This is a genomic window from Microbacterium sp. SA39, from assembly GCF_000967865.1.
GTDB lineage: Bacteria > Actinomycetota > Actinomycetes > Actinomycetales > Microbacteriaceae > Microbacterium.
In genome coordinates this window covers 23731-42096 of sequence record NZ_JXRU01000039.1, presented here as the reverse complement: position 1 = coordinate 42096, position 18366 = coordinate 23731, and the positions used below count along the sequence as shown (strand labels likewise).

17 protein-coding genes are annotated in these 18366 nt (G+C 68.5%); 5 read left to right on the top strand and 12 right to left on the bottom strand.

Annotation, left to right across the window (positions count from 1 at the left end; genetic code table 11):
- Positions 1–126 precede the first annotated feature (126 nt).
- The 3 genes from argG to RS85_RS19340 all read right to left on the bottom strand — a co-directional run bounded on the left by argG (position 127) and on the right by RS85_RS19340 (position 2256).
- Positions 127–1560 carry an argininosuccinate synthase gene (argG, locus tag RS85_RS16540; protein WP_046014579.1) on the bottom strand — a complete coding sequence of 478 codons (1434 nt, stop codon included), beginning with the start codon at positions 1558–1560 and terminating at the stop codon, positions 127–129.
- Between the two features lie 65 nt (positions 1561–1625).
- Positions 1626–2063 (bottom strand): PIN domain-containing protein, encoded by a 438-nt coding sequence (locus RS85_RS16535; RefSeq protein ID WP_235282473.1) that lies wholly within the window; start codon positions 2061–2063, stop codon positions 1626–1628.
- Positions 2026–2256 carry an AbrB/MazE/SpoVT family DNA-binding domain-containing protein gene (locus RS85_RS19340; RefSeq protein ID WP_235282472.1) on the bottom strand — a complete coding sequence of 77 codons (231 nt, stop codon included), beginning with the start codon at positions 2254–2256 and terminating at the stop codon, positions 2026–2028. The genes RS85_RS16535 and RS85_RS19340 overlap by 38 nt, the downstream gene beginning before the upstream one ends.
- A 95-nt stretch (positions 2257–2351) precedes the next feature.
- On the opposite strand from RS85_RS19340, the gene RS85_RS16530 reads away from it, so the two are divergent.
- From RS85_RS16530 to RS85_RS16520, 3 genes are all read left to right on the top strand, one after another.
- Positions 2352–3059, top strand: coding sequence for a ZIP family metal transporter (locus RS85_RS16530; protein WP_046014578.1), 708 nt, complete (start codon positions 2352–2354; stop codon positions 3057–3059).
- A 134-nt stretch (positions 3060–3193) separates the two neighbouring features.
- Positions 3194–4162 carry an alpha/beta hydrolase gene (locus tag RS85_RS16525; protein ID WP_046014577.1) on the top strand — a complete coding sequence of 323 codons (969 nt, stop codon included), beginning with the start codon at positions 3194–3196 and terminating at the stop codon, positions 4160–4162.
- A gap of 66 nt (positions 4163–4228) precedes the next feature.
- Positions 4229–5224, top strand: coding sequence for a hypothetical protein (locus RS85_RS16520; protein WP_235282471.1), 996 nt, complete (start codon positions 4229–4231; stop codon positions 5222–5224).
- 97 nt (positions 5225–5321) lie between these two features.
- Here the strand turns inward: RS85_RS16520 and cls are convergent, their stop codons facing one another.
- The 8 genes from cls to RS85_RS16480 form a co-directional block, all read right to left on the bottom strand.
- The gene (gene cls / locus RS85_RS16515) at positions 5322–6782 is read right to left on the bottom strand and encodes a cardiolipin synthase (RefSeq protein ID WP_046014575.1); all 1461 of its coding nucleotides are present in this window, start codon (positions 6780–6782) and stop codon (positions 5322–5324) included.
- 100 nt (positions 6783–6882) lie between these two features.
- Positions 6883–7998 (bottom strand): DUF4064 domain-containing protein, encoded by a 1116-nt coding sequence (locus tag RS85_RS16510; RefSeq protein ID WP_046014574.1) that lies wholly within the window; start codon positions 7996–7998, stop codon positions 6883–6885.
- The gene (locus tag RS85_RS16505; protein ID WP_046014573.1) at positions 7992–8729 is read right to left on the bottom strand and encodes a hypothetical protein; all 738 of its coding nucleotides are present in this window, start codon (positions 8727–8729) and stop codon (positions 7992–7994) included. Before RS85_RS16505 ends, RS85_RS16510 begins: the two co-directional genes overlap by 7 nt.
- Complete coding sequence (locus tag RS85_RS16500; protein WP_082087676.1) at positions 8726–9928, bottom strand: VWA domain-containing protein; 1203 nt, start codon at positions 9926–9928, stop codon at positions 8726–8728. Before RS85_RS16500 ends, RS85_RS16505 begins: the two co-directional genes overlap by 4 nt.
- Entirely contained in the window at positions 9925–10911 is a 987-nt protein-coding gene (locus RS85_RS16495; protein ID WP_235282470.1) for a VWA domain-containing protein, read from the bottom strand. Before RS85_RS16495 ends, RS85_RS16500 begins: the two co-directional genes overlap by 4 nt.
- The gene (locus RS85_RS16490; RefSeq protein ID WP_046014572.1) at positions 10902–11393 is read right to left on the bottom strand and encodes a hypothetical protein; all 492 of its coding nucleotides are present in this window, start codon (positions 11391–11393) and stop codon (positions 10902–10904) included. The genes RS85_RS16495 and RS85_RS16490 overlap by 10 nt, the downstream gene beginning before the upstream one ends.
- Positions 11380–12267, bottom strand: coding sequence for a DUF58 domain-containing protein (locus RS85_RS16485; RefSeq protein ID WP_046014571.1), 888 nt, complete (start codon positions 12265–12267; stop codon positions 11380–11382). Before RS85_RS16485 ends, RS85_RS16490 begins: the two co-directional genes overlap by 14 nt.
- Positions 12268–12270: 3 nt before the next feature.
- Positions 12271–13236, bottom strand: a complete 966-nt coding sequence (locus RS85_RS16480) for an AAA family ATPase (RefSeq protein ID WP_046014570.1) — start codon at positions 13234–13236, stop codon at positions 12271–12273.
- Positions 13237–13644: 408 nt separating this feature from the next.
- On the opposite strand from RS85_RS16480, the gene RS85_RS16475 reads away from it, so the two are divergent.
- Together RS85_RS16475 and RS85_RS16470 are read left to right on the top strand one after the other, a co-directional pair.
- On the top strand, positions 13645–15801 hold the full coding sequence (locus RS85_RS16475; RefSeq protein WP_052703605.1) for an adenylate/guanylate cyclase domain-containing protein: 2157 nt from the start codon (positions 13645–13647) through the stop codon (positions 15799–15801).
- Between the two features lie 2 nt (positions 15802–15803).
- Positions 15804–17228, top strand: coding sequence for a mechanosensitive ion channel domain-containing protein (locus tag RS85_RS16470; protein ID WP_046014569.1), 1425 nt, complete (start codon positions 15804–15806; stop codon positions 17226–17228).
- A 95-nt stretch (positions 17229–17323) separates the two neighbouring features.
- Here the strand turns inward: RS85_RS16470 and RS85_RS16465 are convergent, their stop codons facing one another.
- Positions 17324–18256, bottom strand: a complete 933-nt coding sequence (locus RS85_RS16465) for a DMT family transporter (protein ID WP_046014568.1) — start codon at positions 18254–18256, stop codon at positions 17324–17326.
- Between the last annotated feature and the right edge of the window lie 110 nt (positions 18257–18366).

Sequence of the window (18366 nt, the reverse complement as noted above, 5' to 3'; positions counted from 1 at the left end):
GATTCGGACCGGTTCAGCCGAATTCTTGCTGAATTGTGCACGGCGCGACGCGGAGCCGGCACGACGAAGGGGGCGGATGCCGCGGCATCCGCCCCCTCAGGTCAGCGGTCCCCGACCTGACGAGGGTCAGTCGGTGCCGGAGTCGAACGCGGCGCCCTCGGAGGCGTGGTCGACGGCGTCGGCCAGGTTCTCGTCGACTTCCTCGACCGAACCGGTGATCTCGCCCGACTCGCCCGCGGTCACGCGACCGACGAGCTCGCCGGTCGCGCCGCCGATGAGGCCGAGGCCGGCGTACTGCTCCAGCCGCGAGCGCGAGTCGGCGATGTCGAGGTTGCGCATCGTGAGCTGGCCGATGCGGTCGACCGGGCCGAAGGCCGCATCGCCGACGCGCTCCATCGACAGCTTCTCGGGGCCGTACGACAGGTTCGGCGAGACGGTGTCGAGGATCGTCCAGTCGTCGCCGCGGCGCAGGCGGATCGTGACCGAGCCCGAGATCGTGAGGCCGACCCAGCGCTGGATCGACTCGCGCAGCATGAGCGACTGCGGCTCGAGCCAGCGTCCCTCGTACATGAGGCGACCGAGGCGACGGCCCTGCTCGTGATACGTGGCGAGCGTGTCTTCGTTCAGGATGCCGTTGACCAGGCGCTCGTATGCGATGAACAGCAGCGCCATGGCCGGGGCCTCGTAGATGCCGCGCGACTTCGCCTCGATGATGCGGTTCTCGATCTGGTCGCTCATGCCGAGGCCGTGGCGTCCGCCGATCGTGTTCGCCTCCATGACGAGGGCCACCGGGTCGCTGTACTCGACGCCGTTGATGGCGACCGGACGGCCGGCCTCGAACGTGACGGTGACGTCTTCGGTCTCGATCGCGACGGACGGATCCCAGAACTTCACGCCCATGATCGGGTCGACGGTCTCGAGCGACACGTCGAGGTGCTCGAGGGTCTTGGCCTCGTGCGTCGCACCCCAGATGTTCGCATCGGTCGAGTACGCCTTCTCGGCGGAGTCACGGTAGGGGAAGTCGCGGGCGACGAGCCAGTCACTCATCTCCTTGCGTCCGCCCAGCTCGGTGACGAAGTCGGCGTCGAGCCACGGCTTGTAGATGCGCAGGCGCGGGTTGGCGAGCAGGCCGTAGCGGTAGAACCGCTCGATGTCGTTGCCCTTGTAGGTGGAGCCGTCGCCCCAGATGTCGACGCCGTCCTCTTTCATGGCGCGCACCAGCAGGGTGCCGGTCACGGCGCGGCCGAGGGGGGTCGTGTTGAAGTACGTCCTGCCTCCGGAGCGGATGTGGAACGCGCCGCAGGAGAGAGCGACGAGACCCTCTTCGACCAGGGCGGTCTTGCAGTCGACCAGGCGCGAGGCCTCGGCGCCGTACTCGAGCGCGCGGCCCGGGATCGACGCGATGTCGTCTTCGTCGTACTGTCCGAGGTCGCCGGTGTAGGTGAAGGGCACGGCGCCCTTGTCGCGCATCCACGCGACGGCGACGGAGGTGTCGAGTCCTCCGGAAAAGGCGATGCCGACGCGCTCGCCGACGGGCAGGGACTGGAGGACCTTGGACATGCTTTCCAGTCTATCCGCGGGCGGCGTGTCGCCCTGTGCCGCGAGACGACGTGGAGCGTCCGCCCTCAGACCAGGCGTACCTCTACTTTGAGGGCCGCGTAAGTCGGTATCGCGCGTCGATCACAGGACAGCAGAGGCGTTGCGGCCACCCGGGCGGCCAGTGCAACGAGACCGTCGTAAACCGCGCCGCCCGCAATGCCCGCGGCGGCGAAAGTGGCGACGGCCCCCAACGCCTCCTCGGGCGGCAGTGAAACGGATGCCGGGAAGGCGCGCGCTATGACCTGCTCGGCGACCTCCGGGCTGAGGCGGGCATCACCGGGGAGCCGCGTCAAGACGGAGTACGTCTCGACGAGCGCGTGTCCGGCAAGGCCACGGACCAGTCCCCGTGTCGCATCTTTGACAGCGTGATGAGCGGGGTGCGAACGATCCACAAGGGCGACCGCTGCGCTCGTGTCGAGGAGGACGTCAGCGCTGATCGGCAAGACGAAGCTCTCGTATGTCATCGGCGGTGAGCGCCGGACCGCCTGTGATTACCAATATTCCGTCTTCCTCGACGACTTTGCCGCGGGCCTCGACCTCGATTCGTACGCCTGTGCCATCGATGATCAGATCGACGGGTCCAGGAAGAATGCCGAGGCGCTCGCGAATCTGCGCGGGGATCACAATGCGCCCTGCCTTATCCATGGTTGATCGCATACCATCATGATACCATTAGAATGGTCCGGTGAACGGTTGCGCGCAAGCAGCAGGAATCCGCCTTCACCGTGCCAGAGTGTCAGGCGGAGGTGGCCATGGGCGAAGCAGTGCTGTGGGGCGTGGTCGCGGCGTCCCCGCTGTTCGTCGGAGCCGTGCTCGCGATGTTGCGGACCTGGCCCCCGCGCTGGCTCGGCATCGTGCTCGGGTTCGGTGCCGGAGCGCTCATGGCGTCCATCGCCTTCGAGCTCTGGGAAGAAGGCCTCGAGCGCGGCGGGGCCGTACCGCTCGTCGTCGGGGTCACGGCAGGAGCGCTCGCCTATTACATCGCTGCCCGCATTCTCGATGCGAGGGCCGCGAAGAAGAAGGGCGATGCCGGAGGCGGTCAGCTCGCGGTCGGCGCCCTTCTCGACGGGATCCCCGAGCAGCTCGTGCTCGGCATCGGACTCGCATCCGGCGAGCCCGTGAGCATCGCTCTCGTCGTCGCCATCCTCGTCTCGAACCTACCGGAATCGATCGGGTCGGCCGCCGACCTGCTCGAGGGCGGCATGGCGAAATCGCGGGTGCTGCTCCTCTGGGGCGGCGTCGCCATCGTCTGCGCGCTCGCCACGATCGCGGGCTTCGCCCTGGCAACGGTCACCGGCGATGCCTTCCGCACGGCGGCGAGCGGGTTCGCGGCCGGCGCCCTGCTCGTCATGCTCGTGGACTCGATGATCCCCGAGGCGCAGTCGAAGGCGAAGGAGGCGACAGGTCTTGCGACCGTGCTCGGCTTCGCGCTCGCCGCGGGCCTGTCCTTCGCAGGCTGACCTCGACGAGCCTCCCCGCCACATGGCGGCATCCGCCGGGCGGATCGGGTGCGGGTGGCGGGTTACCCTCGGGGAAGTCGTGAAGGATGCTGGCGGGACGCCGCCATGCAGACGGCGAGGACAAAGGAGTTCTGATGACTGACACGCTCGCTCGCCCGCCCTTCGACCCCGAGCTCGAGGCCGCTCTCGCCCTCGTCGGCGACCAGCTGCCGTCGACACTGACATCGGAGATGATCCCGCTTCTCCGTCAGTCCCCCATCAGCGGGGACGACGAGATCTTCGCCGTGCTCGACGGGCGCGGCTTCACCCGACGCGACGTGACGATCGCTGGACACGAGGGCGACGAGATCGTCGTGTCCGTCATCGAGAAGGAAGGGCGCACGGGCACCGGTCCCGGCTTCTTCCACACGCACGGCGGCGGCATGATCATCGGCAACCGCTGGCTGGGCGTCGTCGGCTTCCTCGACTGGGCCGAGCGCTTCAACGGCGTGATCGTGACGGTCGAGTACCGGCTCGCGCCCGAGTTCCCCGATCCCTTCCCTGTGGAGGACTGCTACGCCGCGCTCGTCTGGACGGCGGACAACGCCGGTGATCTCGGCATCGACCTCTCGCGGCTCCTGATCGGCGGTGGCAGCGCCGGCGGCGGGCTCGCGGCAGGAACGGCGCTGCTGGCCCGCGACCGTCGTGGACCCGAACTCATCGGGCAGCTGCTCATCTACCCGATGCTGGATGACCGCGACGAGACCGTCTCGACCCAGCAGATCGACGGGATCGGCGTCTGGGACCGCGGCTCCAACATCACCGGCTGGACCGCCCTGCTCGGTGACCGCAAGGGCGGCGCCGACGTCTCGATCTACGCCGCCCCCGCTCGCGCGATGAATCTCGCAGGCCTCCCGCCGGCGTTCATCGACTGCGGCAGCGCCGAGGTCTTCCGCGACGAGGACGTCGCCTATGCCACGCGGCTCTGGGAGGCCGGAGTCCAGGCCGAGCTGCACGTGTGGGCCGGCGGCTTCCACGGGTTCGACATGTTCGCTCCTCATGCTGCCGTCGCCCAGGCGATGCTCGCCGCCCGCGACAGCTGGGTGAACCGCCTGCTCGCCTGAGTTCCATGCCTGCGGGGCCGCGACGGCGACCCCGTAGGGTGGAACTCCCGCGCGATGGAGCCCGACATGCAAGATCTGCTGGGGCGGCTCACCGCCCTCGACCCGGATGCCAGCGAGACCCTCAAGGTCGTCACCTATTTCGATGCGCTCGTGGCACGATCTGTCGGCGTCGAGAGCATGCTGCGTGGTGCGGCGGTGCTGAGCGGCGCGACCGTCGGGCAGCGCGATGGTCGGCAGATCATGCGCGTGCGCGCCGACGGTGTGCGCGTCGACCCGGCCGATCCCGACGACGGATGGATGCTGCGCGACAGCGGAAGGGATGCCGTCGCCTGGATCGAACGCGAGGGCGAGCCGCACACGAACGACGCGATGATCCTGGAGCGGCTCGCGCTCGCGCTCGGCATCATCCGCGCGCGGCGATCCGTCGGGCCCGAGAGCGCGGTGGAGCTCGCCATCAGCTCCTACGCCGGTCCGGACGAGCGGGCCGCCGCGCAGTCTCGGTTGCGATTGCCCCCCGGTCGCTTCCGCGTCGTCGCCTCCCTTCTCGATCCGGCGCCCCGGGCGCAGCATCCGTCCGCCGTCGTGGCCACGCGGCACGGCCTCACTCGGGCGACCATCCTCGCCGAAGGTGAGGCGGTGGAAGACGCCTGGGACGAGACGCCCGACCGGCGCTGCGGCGTCGGCACGTCCGGAACGGAAGCGCACCTTCCCGAATCCTGGTCGGCGGCGCTCATCGCTGTGCGGCTGACCTCTGCCGAAGAGCCCACGCTTGCGGCCGCCGACCTCGGAGCGATGCTGCTGATCGCCGAGACGGCCGACTCCGGCCCGCTGCATCCGGATGCCGCGGTGCTCGCGCGTCTCGATCCCCGCAGCCTCGAGCTGCTCGATGCGGTGACCGACGAGCAGAGTGTGCGCGCGGCCGCCGTTCGTCTGGGGCGCCATCACTCGAGCGTGCAGGACCGGCTGACCGCGCTCACCGAGACTCTCGGCTACGACCCCCGCACCTCTCGCGGGCACGCCCGCTTCGTCCTGGCCCGGATGCTGCTGCGTCTCGCCAGCTGAGACTCCGGCAACTCGAGGTTCCGGTCGCGAAAAGACAGCGATCCCGGCCCCGGATAGCTGCGTTTTTGCGACCGGAACCCGTCTCGCCGGCGGAGACTCAGTTCAGGGCGGAGGTCAGCCGGAACAGCCCATCGAGGAAGGTCGACTTCGCGGGTTCGCGCAGCCATTCCTCCAGCGTCAGCTCGCGTCCGACGGAGCGGTATTTCTGCTCGACCTCGCGCATCTGGGCCACGAACGAGCGTCCGTGCACCAGCAGGGACATCTCGGCGTTCAGGCTGAACGACCGGATGTCCATGTTGCTCGACCCGATCACGGCGACGTCGTCGTCGATCGAGAAGTGCTTCGCGTGCAGGATGTACGGCGCCGGATACAGGAAGATGCGCACGCCCGCGCGCAGCAGCGTCTCGTAGTACGACCGCTGCGCGTGATAGACCATGCCCTGATCGCCGAGCTCCGAGACGAACAGCTGCACGTCGAGCCCGCGCTGGCAGGCGGTCGTGATCGCGTAGATCATCGCCTCGTCCGGCACGAAGTACGGACTGGTCAGGATGACCCTCTCGGTGGCGCCGTGGATCAGAGACAGGAACATGCGCAGGTTGATCTCGGTGCCGTACGCCGGTCCGCTCGGCACCATCTGGCAGTGCAGATCGGCGTCCAGCGGAATCGGAACAGCGGATGCCGGAACGCGCTCGCTCTCGGACAGGTCCTCGCCGGTCTCGGTCAGCCAGTCCGACAGGAACACCGCGTCGACCTGCGCGACGACCGCGCCGTCCACCCGCGACACCAGCTCCTGCCACATCAGGCCGCGCGCGATGTTCTTCTCCGAGTCGTAATCGCGCGAGATGAGGTTCTGCGAGCCGACGAACCCCACGGCCCCGTCGACGACGACGAGCTTGCGGTGATTGCGCAGATCCGGACGCTGATACTCCCGCTTGAACGGCCGCACCGGCAGCATCCACGACCAGAGCACGCCGATGCGGTCGAGTTCGGCGAACGTCTCCTCCGACTTCGGGATCTTCCGCGACGCGATGTAGTCGGCGAGCAGTCGCACCGTCACACCTCGCCGCACCGCTGCTTCCATCGCCGCGAAGAACCGCTGTGTCGTGGCATCCCACGCCACGATGTAGAACTCCACGTGCACATACCGTTCCGCGGTGTCGATCGCCGCGGCCATGGCGTCGATCGACCCCTGGTAGTCGTCGATCAGGCGGGCGGACGAGTCGCCGACCACAGGCAGCCCCGTGAGCGCATGATTCTGCTGAGCCACGCGCTGCAGCCATCGAGATGCATCCACCTGTGCATGGTCACCCGCGCGTTCGGCGATCATCGCCGTGATGCGCGCCTGCTCGTCGCGGCGTCTCTTCGGCAGTCGGAAGTTGCCGATCAGCAGGTAGAGCGCCATGCCGACGAAGGGCAGCAGGAAGATCAGCAGCAGCCACGCCATCGCCGCGGTGGGCTTGCGATCGCGGGGGATGTAGATCAGCGCGAGCACGTTGATGGCGAGAGCCGCGAGTGCCAGAATCGTCCAGATCAGGTTCGCGGAGAGTATCCCGTCCATGCATCCTCCTTCGAGGTGGCGAAGATCCAGCGTGACGCATGCCGTCCCGCCCCGACAGGGCTCACTCATCCTCTGCGGGTGGTACCGCAGCGGGACCGGTTCAGTCGAAGCCGGGGTACTCCTGCAGCTTCTCCTCGAATTCCGCCCGGTCGGCCTCGCTCAGCACGCCGCTCGCGATGACCACGAGCTGCAGACCCTCCAGCGGCTCACCCGTGCGGGCGCTCTGCGCCTCGCGCGTGGCCAGGAAGCCGCCGTCCTCGTCGTGCGAGAGGTCGTAGATGTTGGCGTAGAACCGCAACGGATCGGGATAGTTCTCGGTGTAGTACTCCCAGGTGTCCTGCGTCTGCGGATCGTCACTGCCGTAGAGCTTCGCGATCATCGAGGGATCGATGCCCGAGTTCGTCGGGTCGTTGAAGGAGTAGAGGTTCCAGAGTCCGTGCTCGAGCACGACCTCGTCGATCTCGGCCATGACGTCGAGCTTCTGCCCGTAGTCCTGCACCGGCTCGTTCGTCGCCCACCCGGTGGACGTGTACTCCACGAGCATCGATTCGCCGCCGTAGCCGTTGCGCTCGGGGCGCAGATCCTCGTCGCCGACCTGGACCCAGGTGTACCCGAACTCGTCGGTCAGCCGTGCGCGGATGTCGGCGAACAGCTCATCGGCCTGGGCGCGCACCTCTTCGAGCGACTGCTGGCTCAGCGTCTGCTGCGGATCGGTGCCCTTGATCGCCGGGTACGCCTCCTCGTGCTTCTGCTCGTCGCTCTTCATGCCCTCGTAGTTGCCCGAGGCCGAGGTCTGCAACGCGCTCATGCCGCCGACCGTGGCCACGTTGAACAGGATCGTGATGACGAGCGCGATCGCGCCCAGCATCCGCCCCCGCGCAGAGAACAGCGCCGCGATGATGACCGCGACCACCACGAGCTGCAGAGCGAGCATGGTGACGCCGTAGAGCACGTCGGTACCGCCGGCGATCAGGGTGAACAGCAGGATCAGGGCGAACAGGATCGATGCACTCAGTGCGATCCAGCCGAGCGCGTTCGCCGGCTTCTTCTCGGCGTCGAGCGTGCCGGTCGCCCCGGGGACCGCGGGCTGGGACGGTCCGGCCGCCGGCACCTGCTGGCGTCGCGCCCCGCGGTAGCCGCCGGGCGGGGGCACGGGTGGTGCGCCCTCGGCGCCGGCGAGATACCGCGCGCGCTGCTTCTCGTGATCCATCACCATGGCTTGTCCGTTCCCGAGTCGCCCGGGTCGCCGTCCTGCTGCTGGTCGCGCTCCTGGGTTCCCTGCTCGAGCTTGTCCTGCAGATCCTCCAGCTTGTCCTCGGACGGCTGCGGTTCCTCTTCCTCGGGCTGAGGCTCCTGGGGCTGCTGCTCCTGCTCCTGCTGCTTCTGCTTGAGACGCTCCTCGGTGCCCTCGAGCGTGTCCGACATGTCGCGCTCCGGATCGGACGACTGCTCCTGCGCCTCGTCGCTGTTGCACTCCTCGGGGGTCTCGACCGTGATCGTCAGCGCCTCGCCGTAGAGCTGCGCCGCCGTCGCGCCGTCGCCCCCGGCGCGAGCCGCGTCGCCCATCCGCTCCACGACGAGAGCCAGGTTGATGCGCACGCCGCACACCTCCAGACCGGTCGCGAGGTCGAGTGCCTCCTCGAGCTTCGCCCTCGCCTCGGGCAACTGCTCGGCCGCGCCGAGCGCGGTGCCGATGTTGAACGGTGCCTTGTACGGCTCGAACCAGTTCAGGAACTCCTGGCCCCGAGCCGCCGCCTCCGAGCCCGCATAGTCGTCGACGACGTAGGCCGTGACCGCCTGGTGCGCGAACGCGTACATGCTCAGCAGCTTGCCGACGAAGAACAGCGCGGCGAGCGTGAGCGGGAGGGTGCCGATCGCGACCCACCGACGGATGCTGCGCCTCCGGCGATTCGAGCGGAGGAGTGCCGCTGCATCCTGAGGAGTCATGACCCGCCTCCGTCACCGGTCGTTGAGCGAGCGGAGCGAGACGAAACGTCGCGCGCTCCGGTCGACGTCGTTGCAGGCGTTTCGTCTCGTCGCTTCGCTCCTCGCTCAACGACCGGGGCGGCGGCACCGGTCATTGAGCGAGCGGAGCGAGACGAAACGCGCTCAACGACCGGGGAGGCAACGACCGGGTTCCGCGGTGCCCGCAGCTGACGGAGCCGAGCGATGAGGAGCGCAGCGCGGAACAGCTCCACGCCGAGGAGCGCCACGATCACCAGAGCGGCGATCCAGTACAGCTCCGTGACGTTCCCGACCTCGCCCGACTCGGCGTAGCTCGTGGTGGTCGAGGGGGCGTCCGGCAGTGCCGGCTCGGCATCCGCCGTCCGGTGCTGGTACTCGACGCCGAGCTGCTCTGCGATCGTTCCGAGATTCTGCTCGTCGATCACCGAGAGCGCGTCCGCACCCTGGTACTCGATATACCCCTCGTCTTCGCCGATGCCGCCGCCGGTGATGCGCATCGGCCCGCCCTCGGTGGTGCCGTAGCCGAAGACTCCACCGGCGTCGGTGTACTCCGCGCTCGCGGTGAAGGGCTCGGGCGGGGTGTCGACCGTCTGCTCGCCGTCGCCGAAGTAGAAGACCATCCGCGAGCGGTCCGGCGACGACTCCGCGGCGGATTCCAGGGTCTCGGCCAGCAGGGGGGCGGCGATGCCGATCGAGCTGCCGCGGGACTGACTGGTCACCTCGGGACGCAGCACCTCCAGCGAGCCGATCAGCGCCGTGGTGTCGGTGGTCAGCGGCATCCGCAGTTCCGCCGCGGCATCGGACGTGATGAGCGCGAACCGTGCGCCGGGATACTCCTCGACGATCTCCTGCACGTCGGCGCGCACGCCGTCGAGTCGCGGCTGCCCGTCGGCCCAGTCCTCCGCGACGATGCTCGCGGTGGTGTCGACGACGAGCACGACGTCGGTGTCGGTCGCGAGAGTCTGCGTCGCGCCTCCCGGGATGCCGGGACGCAGCAGCATCGCGAAGCAGGCGATGAGCAGCAGCAGGCGGAGCGCCCACAGCACGCGGGCGGTGGTCTTCGACTGCGAAGACCCTGAGCTTGTCGATGGGCCGCGCACGATGAGCCACACGGCGAGCCCGAACATCGGCGCGAACAGCAGCGCCAGCAGCAGCGGGTGGAGGACGGGCTGGAAGATCACAGTCTCACCCTCCACAGCACCACGGCGAACGAGAGGAGGGCGACGGCGAGCACCACGATCCAGAGGTTCGGGGTGTCGGTCCAGACGACCTGCGCCTCGCCGCGCAGCTCGGTCGCCTCCTGCTCCTGCACCTCGGTGACGATGTCGGCGACCGTCGTCGTGTCGCGCAGGCCGTAGGCGGCGCCGCCGGTCGTCTCGGCGGCGGCGGAGAGCTCGGCACTGACCGTGGCATCCTTGCCCTGCACCGGGTTGAGCGCGAACACGCGCACGCCCTTCGCCTTGGCGAAGCCGGCGGCCTCTTCGAGCGTGACGATCGAGGCGCCGTTGATCTCGTTGTCGGTCGCGAAGATCACCGAACGAGAGCGCTCGTCATCCGGACGGTCGAAGCCGAGGGTGCACGCGGCGAGGCCGTCGCCGATCAGCGAGGCCCCCTCGCCGTTGAGCGTGCCGACCCAGTGCTCCGGGATCTCTTCGACGAAGTCGAAGCTCTCCTTGATGCTCGCCAGATGCTCGCGGACGAAGTCGTAGTCGTCGGTGAGCGGGAAGATCTGCACCGGCGAGCTGTTGAAGATCGTCAGGCCGATGCGCTCGCCCTCGAAGTCCTCCAGCAGCTCCTCGAACACACTGAGCACCTCGACGTCGACCTCGGTCATCGAGCCCGAGACGTCGAGGCAGAGCATGATGTCGCGGCTCGTGTTCACCGGCTGGATGGTCTGCGACGACATCGGGCGGGCGGCGACGACGCCGGCCGCCACGGTCGCGACGGTGCCGAGCACGAGGATGCCCGACAGTGCCAGCACGCGTCGCGACAGCGCCTGGCGGAACGACGGCAGGGTGCGCAGGCGCTCGGCGCGAGCGACGCGGGCCCGCTCGCCGGCGGCACCGTGGCCTCTGCGACGCAGGCCGAGCACGACGCCGATGCCGATCGCAGCGACGACCACACCGACGGCGACGATGATCATCCAGAAGTTCGCTAGTGCCATGTGCGCACCACCGTCCGTGCGGCCTCGGCGCCGGCGATCGGATCGATCGCCGGACCCTGACGGAAGATGCTCGGGTAGTAGTGCCGGCCGAGCGCATCGATGAGGGCGGGATGCACGCCGCGAGCCCTGAGGTCGTCGAGCGCGAGCACCGGCGCCTCCAGTCCGCTGTACTCGTTCACGAACGTGCGGACGACACGGCTCAGCTCGAGGTTGGCGTTGCGTGCCGTCAGCTTCCGCTCCCGGTAGTCGGTCTCGATCATCGCGATGCGCTCGAGGTACTCGGTGCGGAGCTGCGAGAGCACGTCGACCGTGAGCAGTTGCGGGCCGGTCGCCTCGTCCGCCGTCGCGAGCGCGCGCCGAGGGCGGGTCAGCACGATGAGCAGCCAGGCGCCCAGGACCAGCAGGGCGAGGATGCCGATGGCGAGCAGCATCCATCCCCAGCCGTACTGCGCCGGGGGGTAGAGCTCGTCAGATCCCGGCATGAGACCTCCGGTTCAGCAGCTGCAGCAGCTGCGAGACCGCGTCATCCTGACCGCCGAGCACGGCGTGACTGATCTCCATGCGCTTCAGGGTCTCGGCGAGACGCACGGCATCCGCCTCGGTCTGCGCCGTCAGTTCACGCACGATGCCGAGGTCTCCCTGCACGAAGTCGGGCACATCCCACCGGCTGTCGACGTCGGTGCGGATCGCGCGCGTGGAGTGATCGAGCACCGGATCGGCGTCGCGCACGGTGAGCCAGAGCACATCGTGCTGCACGCGCAGTCGACGCAGCATCCGCTCGGTCTGGTCGGTGATCGGCGCCTCGTCGGTGATCACGACGACAATCATGCGGCGCGAGATCGTGCGGGTGACGTACGACAGCAGTGCATCCCGGTCGCTGGGAGCCGTGCTGTCGTCGATCGCCTTGTCGATCGTGCGCAGCGCATGCTCGAGGGCGCCTTCGCTGCGCCCGGGCGCGCGGCGTCGCACGCGGTCGGCGTCGCCGTAGACCGTGGTGAAGTCGTCGCCGTGGCGCAGCGCGAGCACGCCCAGCACGCCGGCGGCGAGGATCGCGAGGTCTTTCTTCGACCGCTCGTCGTGGGCGAGGGCAGTCATCGAGCGCCCGGTGTCGACGACGAACATGATCGTGTGCATCCGCATCGCACGGTGACGCTTGACAAGAGGAACACCCAGGCGCGCCGTCGCGCGCCAGTCGATGTCCCGCACCTGATCCCCGTACTCGTACTGGCGCAGGTCCTCGAAGTCGAGGCTGCGCCCGTGCAGCAGCGACGCGTAGGCGCCATCGAGCGCGTGCAGCGACTTGCGCGACGAGTGGATGAAGAGCTTGCTCTTCACCTGGGTGATCAGGCTGGGCATGGGTCAGGGGGTCGGGACGGCTGCGAAGATCTCGTCGATGATCTCCTCGCTGCGGATGCCCTCGGCATCCGCTTCGAACGTCAGCAGCAGACGGTGGCGCAGCACCAGGTGGCGGAGCGCGCGGATGTCCTCCGGGAGCACGTGGGCGCGGCCGTTGAGCAGCGCGAGCGCGCGAGACGCCTGCAGGAAGGCGATGCTCGCACGCGGGCTCGCCCCGTACTTGATCAGGCGCGCGCGCTCCTCGCCGATGTAGGGCGCAGGGTTACGGGTGACGTAGGCGATCGACACGATGTAGTTGCGGATGGCGGGGTCGACGTACACGCGGCTCGCGACATCCTGCAGCAGCTCGACGTCGTCGAGGGTGACCGCGCTCGTCACGTGCCGGTCGGGGTCGAGCACGCCGGAGTCGATGCGGCTGAGGATCTCGAACTCCTCGGCGGGGCTCGGGTACTCGACGATCTCCTTCAGCAGGAAGCGGTCCATCTGGGCCTCGGGCAGCTCGTAGGTGCCCTCCTGCTCGATCGGGTTCTGCGTCGCGATCACGAGGAACGGCTTCGGCAGCGGGTGGATCTCGCCGCCGATCGTGGTCTGATGCTCCTGCATCGCCTCGAGCATCGCGCTCTGCGTCTTCGCGCTCGAGCGGTTGATCTCGTCGAGCAGCACGAAGTTCGCGTGCACGGGACCGAGGACCGTGCGGAACGTGCCGGTCGCCGACTCGTAGATCTGGCTGCCGGTGATGTCGCTGGGGAGCAGGTCGGGCGTGCACTGGATGCGCTTGAACTGCGCCTTGACGGTGTCGGCGAGCGTGCTGGCGGCGGTCGTCTTGGCGAGGCCCGGCACGCTCTCGAGCAGGATGTGCCCGCCCGCGATGAGCGAGACGAGCAGGCTCATCCGCAGGCGATCCTGGCCGACCATCTTCGCGGAGTACGATTCCGAGATCACCGTGAGCACCGAGGCCGCGCGCGACATCTCGGTATCCGTGGGCGCGCTCTGATTCTTCGAGCCCGACACGCCCTGGGTCGTGGTCCCCTGGGTCCCTGAGCCTGTCGAAGGGGCCGCTGTCGAAGGGGCCGCTGTCGAAGGGGCCGGAGGCGCGGGCGGGGGAGGCGGAGCCGGGTACGTCTGCGGGTCCTGTGCATAGGGCTCGTTCATCGGTGTCTCCCTCGTTCCACACGGGGCGCACGTCGCATCGGTCCCCCGTGCACCAGCGTATCCCGCATCCGACGGGCCCTCGGCGGGCAGCGGTGCCCAGTTCCGGCCGAAGCGGCAGAGCGGATGCTGCGCTGTCATCGTTCGAGAAAACCTGGAGCATCGCACCGGTATATCGGTAGTCTCCTTCTCGAAGGCGCCGGGGGTGGGCGCGGTGACGGAGGGCACATGAGCGAGGTCGCAGGCGAGAAGACGGGCACCGAGCGGAGAAGATTCCGTTTCCGCGGTGGGCTGAGCATCCAATCGAAGCTCCTCATCATGCTTCTCGCCGTGAGCCTGGTCTCGTCCGTCGTCGTCGGCGCGATCGGATTCATCAACGGGCGGCAGTCGCTCCACGACGCCGCGGTCGATCAGCTGATCACCATCCGCTCGATGCGGGCCGCCGAGATCGTCGAGGCGATCGACGACGTCAAGGAGGGTGCGTCACTGCACTCGCGCAACCTCAGCGCGCAGACCCTGTCGAACACCATGAACGCGGCGTGGGACGAACTGCAGCAGCAGGAGATCACCGACGACCAGCTCGCACAGCTCGAGGCGTACTACGCCGACACGTTCATCCCCGAGCTCGAGAATCGCGCCGGCGAGCAGTACGGCGACGCGGCCTTCATCCCGGAGTCGAATGCCGGACGCTATCTGCAGCTGCAGTACTCGACGAAGAACCAGGACTTCGACGCCGACTACGACGCCCTGCTGGCCGGGAACGACGCCGGCGACGGCACGAGCTACTCGGCGGGGGCCGAGCGCTACGGCGACTACTTCACGCGCCTGATCGAGCGGGCCGGCTACGAGGATGCGCTCCTGCTCAACCTCGACGGCGACGTGGTGTTCTCCGCGTACAAGGGCGTCGACCTCGGCACGAACGTGAACACGGGGCCGTATCGCGACACCGCTTTCGCGCAGACCTACCGCGACACCATCGCCACGAACACGGTCGACGCCATCGGCATCACCGACTTCGAGCGCTGGATCCCCTCGCTGAACATCCCGACGATGTGGGTGATCTCGCCCGTCGGCAACGACAGCGGGATCACCGGAGCCATGGCGCTGCAGATCCCGCTGAGCCGGATCAACGACGTGATGACCGGCGGCGAGCAGTGGAAGGAGCAGGGTCTCGGCGACACCGGCGAGGTCTACCTCGTGGGTCGCGACGGTCTCATGCGCAGCACCTCTCGGCGCCTTGTGGAGGATCCGGAGGACTACGTCGAGCGACTCATCAGCGGAGGGGTCGTCGCCCCGACGATCGCCAACCGCATCGGCGAGATCAAGGGCACGGTCCTGCTGCAGCCCGTCGAGACGTTCGCCGTCGGCGAGGCGCAGGCGGGTCGCAGCGGCACCGTCGTCGGCCGCGACTACATCGGCGGCGACAGCGTCACGGCGTACGCCCCGCTGGAGATGGAGGACCTCGACTGGGTGATCATTGCACGCATCGACACGGCCGAGGCTTTCGATCCGGTGAACGACTTCACCCGCAACGTGCTGCTCTCGCTCCTCGGCATCCTTCTCGGCGTCTCCCTGCTCTCGCTGCTGCTCGCGCAGGTGTTCACCCGGCCCATCCACCGACTGGTCGGTGCCGTGCACCGGGTGGCTGAAGGCGATCTCGACGTGCAGGTGCCGCAGGGCTCCCGCGACGAGTTCGGCGACCTCGGCAATGCCTTCAACGACATGGCTTCGAGCCTGCGCATCAAGCAGGAGCTCATCGACGAGCAGCAGAAGGAGAATGAGAAGCTGCTGCATACGCTCATGCCCGAGAGCGTCGCCGCGAAGTACAAGAAAGGCGACGAGGCGATCTCCGAGGCCCATGAGAACGTCTCGGTGGTCTTCGCGGAGCTCGTCGGCTTCGATGAGGCCGTGCGCGGCCAGAGCGCCGCGGAGGAGATCGCCCTGCTCAACACCCTCATGCGCGGCTTCGACGAGGCGGCCGAGAAGGCCGGTGTCGAGAAGGTGCGCACGCTGCGCGGCGGCTATCTCGCGTCATCCGGACTCATCGTGCCGCGCGTCGACAACATCCGCCGCAGCGTCGAGTTCGCCAAGAATCTGCTCGAGGTGCTCGAGCGGTTCAACTCGCAGCACGGCACGCAGATCGGGCTGCGCGCCGGTGTCGACGCCGGCACGGTCACGAGCGGCCTGGTCGCCCGGACCACCCTCGCGTACGACCTGTGGGGCGATGCGGTGAACCTCGCGTATCGCGTGCGTTCGGTCACCGGTGAGCCGGGCATCTATGTGAGCCAGACCGTCCGCGACCGCACGCAGGAACTCGTCACCTACGTCGAGGCGGGGACGGTGGAGGCACAGGGCAGGACCGAGACCGTCTGGAAGGTGGTCTGACCGTGGAGGACGCGTTCGCGGACGGATGGGCCTGGTGGGTCATCGGGCTCGCGGTCGGAGTGCCCGTGCTTCTCGTGGTGCTGACCGAGATCATCGGCACCCTGACGCGGCGCGGCAACCCCGCGGCGAAACCGCTGCGGATGCTGCGGAACTGGGTCATCCCGGTCGGCGCCCTGTTCGCGCTGCTCGTGTTCGCGATCCAGTCGCCGGCCGAGCAGGTGTGGACGCGCGTCGTGGCGACGGTGTTCGGGTTCCTCGTCATCCTGCTCGTGCTGTCGGCTTTCAACGTGGCCCTGTTCGCGACGGCCCAGCAGGATTCCTGGCGTGGGCGCATTCCGACGATCTTCGTCGAGATCGGCCGGCTCGTGCTCGTCGGCGTCGGCCTCGCGCTCCTCTTCTCGTGGGTGTGGGATGCCGATGTCGGCGGCCTCTTCACCGCCCTCGGTGTCGGGTCCATCGTCATCGGCCTCGCGCTGCAGAATGCCGTGGGCGGCGTCATCTCGGGGCTGCTGCTGCTGTTCGAGCAGCCGTTCAAGATCGGCGACTGGCTGGATGCCGCTGGCGTGAAGGGCCGGGTCGTCGAGGTCAACTGGCGGGCCGTCCACATCGAGACCGGTGCGGGCATCCAGATCGTGCCGAACTCGACCCTGTCCGGCGCATCGTTCACGAACATGAGCGAGCCGGACGGGCCGTACACCGCCGAGTCGCCGGTGACGTTCTCGACCGATGATCCGCCGCACGAGGTGATGGCGCTGCTCGTATCGGTGGCCGAAGGGCTGCCGATGAAGGTGCCGCGCGAGCACGCGACGGTGAGCTACTCGGGCGCAGGAGCGTACGAGGTGTCGATCCCGGTCGCCGGTCCCGCCGACGCGTCACGCGCGCTCTCGATGTACCTGTCCTGGCTCTGGTATGCGGCGCGGCGTCGGGGCTTCGCTCTCGACGGCGACTCGACGGATCCGCTGGCCGAACCTCAGCGGATGGTCGAGGCGATGAAGGCCATCGGACCCACGCTGCACCTCCGCGAAGACGACATCGAGGCCGTGATGGCGGGCGCGCGGCTCGAGCGCTACGGCGTGGGCGAGGTGGTGCTTCCGAGCGGTGTCGTGCCCGACGAGGTGCGGGTGGTCGTATCGGGTCGGGCTGCTCTGGCCATCGAAGCCGACGGCGGCCGCATCGAGTTCGCGAGCGCGGAGAAGGGCGACATCGTCGGTCACACGGCCCTCACCCGTGAGCGCACGCAGGCAGTCACGATCGCGGGGGAGATCCTCACGGTCGTGGTGCTGCCGCTGTCGACGGTCGACGCGCTGATCCAGAGTCGTCCGCGACTGGCGGGGGAGATCGGGGAGGCGCTGGAGCTGAAGCGCACCCTCGCCGCCTCGCGGTTGGCCGAGCTCGGCATTGCCCGGAGTGTGATCGGGGAGCGCTGAGGCGCGGCTGTCAGGACTTTCGAATCGCGCAAATGGCCGTTCTCCGGCCCGAGGATCGGCAATTTGCGCGATTCGATAATCGGCCCTGAGGTCGTTTACGCGCGCCGCCTCCACCGCATCCGGGTGACGAGGACGCCGAGGAGACACAGCGCTCCGCCGAGGAACATGAGCGGCGTCGGCACCTCGCCGAGGATCGCCCACGACATGAGGATGGCGATCGCCGGCACGACGTAGGTCGTCGCCGAGGTCTGTCCGGCCGTGCTGCGTTGCAGCACGTACGCCCAGGTGGTGAAGGCGATGGCTGTGGGGAAGATGCCGAGGTAGATCACCCACAGAGTCGAGTCGAGCGGGGCTGTCTGCAGGGCGCCGATGAGGCTGCCTGTCCACGGGAGCAATGCGACGGTGCCGGCGATCGCCCCGAGCCAGGTGAGCGTGGTCGCGTCGGCGCCGGCGCTGAGCAGGCGCTTCTGGACGAGGGTGCATCCGGCGTACATGACGGCCGCGAGGAGAGCGAGCAGGAGGCCGGTGATGTCGGGCCCGGCGCTGGTCGACGAGTTCATGCCGATCAGCACGACGCCGAGGAAGGCGATCGGCGCACCGATGACCAGGGGCTTCGGGAAGCCCTCGCGCAGGAACAGCCCGCTGAAGACGACGACCATGAGGGGCGCGAGGTTCACCACCATCGCAGCGGTACCGGCGTCGAGCGTGCGCTCAGCGCTGTTGAGGGCAAGGTTGTAGACGCAGAACCAGCCGACGCCCCACACCGCGATGAGCCACCAGTGCCGACGTTCGGGAAGACGGATGCCGTGCCGCACGGCAATGAGTGTGAGGACGAGCGTGCCGACGGCCATCCGCAGCAGCGCCAGCGCCCCCGGTTCATAGTGCGGACCCGCGCCGCGGATGCCGATGAACGCCGAGGCCCAGAGGACGACTGTCACCAGCGCGGCGATGAGGACGAGCGCACCCTGCTTCTTGGGCGTGACCGCACTCGTGCGGGCACCGGTGTCACCCGAAACGGTCTCTGGCATCCTCTGATCGTGGCAGGGGTCACCGACATCGGTCGATGGGTTCGAGCGACAGCATTCGTCGGTTTCCCGCCAGTCGGCGGCCGGCCGGCGGCACCCGGCACCTGCTCTCC

Coding starts and splice junctions, on each gene's coding strand:
- argG (WP_046014579.1), bottom strand. CDS start 1,560: ATGTCCAAGGTCCTCCAGTCCCTGCCCGTCGGCGAGCGCGTCGGCATC.
- RS85_RS16535 (WP_235282473.1), bottom strand. CDS start 2,063: ATGACATACGAGAGCTTCGTCTTGCCGATCAGCGCTGACGTCCTCCTC.
- RS85_RS19340 (WP_235282472.1), bottom strand. CDS start 2,256: ATGCGATCAACCATGGATAAGGCAGGGCGCATTGTGATCCCCGCGCAG.
- RS85_RS16530 (WP_046014578.1), top strand. CDS start 2,352: ATGGGCGAAGCAGTGCTGTGGGGCGTGGTCGCGGCGTCCCCGCTGTTC.
- RS85_RS16525 (WP_046014577.1), top strand. CDS start 3,194: ATGACTGACACGCTCGCTCGCCCGCCCTTCGACCCCGAGCTCGAGGCC.
- RS85_RS16520 (WP_235282471.1), top strand. CDS start 4,229: ATGCAAGATCTGCTGGGGCGGCTCACCGCCCTCGACCCGGATGCCAGC.
- cls (WP_046014575.1), bottom strand. CDS start 6,782: ATGGACGGGATACTCTCCGCGAACCTGATCTGGACGATTCTGGCACTC.
- RS85_RS16510 (WP_046014574.1), bottom strand. CDS start 7,998: ATGGTGATGGATCACGAGAAGCAGCGCGCGCGGTATCTCGCCGGCGCC.
- RS85_RS16505 (WP_046014573.1), bottom strand. CDS start 8,729: ATGACTCCTCAGGATGCAGCGGCACTCCTCCGCTCGAATCGCCGGAGG.
- RS85_RS16495 (WP_235282470.1), bottom strand. CDS start 10,911: ATGGCACTAGCGAACTTCTGGATGATCATCGTCGCCGTCGGTGTGGTC.
- RS85_RS16490 (WP_046014572.1), bottom strand. CDS start 11,393: ATGCCGGGATCTGACGAGCTCTACCCCCCGGCGCAGTACGGCTGGGGA.
- RS85_RS16485 (WP_046014571.1), bottom strand. CDS start 12,267: ATGCCCAGCCTGATCACCCAGGTGAAGAGCAAGCTCTTCATCCACTCG.
- RS85_RS16480 (WP_046014570.1), bottom strand. CDS start 13,236: ATGTCGCGCGCGGCCTCGGTGCTCACGGTGATCTCGGAATCGTACTCC.
- RS85_RS16475 (WP_052703605.1), top strand. CDS start 13,645: ATGAGCGAGGTCGCAGGCGAGAAGACGGGCACCGAGCGGAGAAGATTC.
- RS85_RS16465 (WP_046014568.1), bottom strand. CDS start 18,256: ATGCCAGAGACCGTTTCGGGTGACACCGGTGCCCGCACGAGTGCGGTC.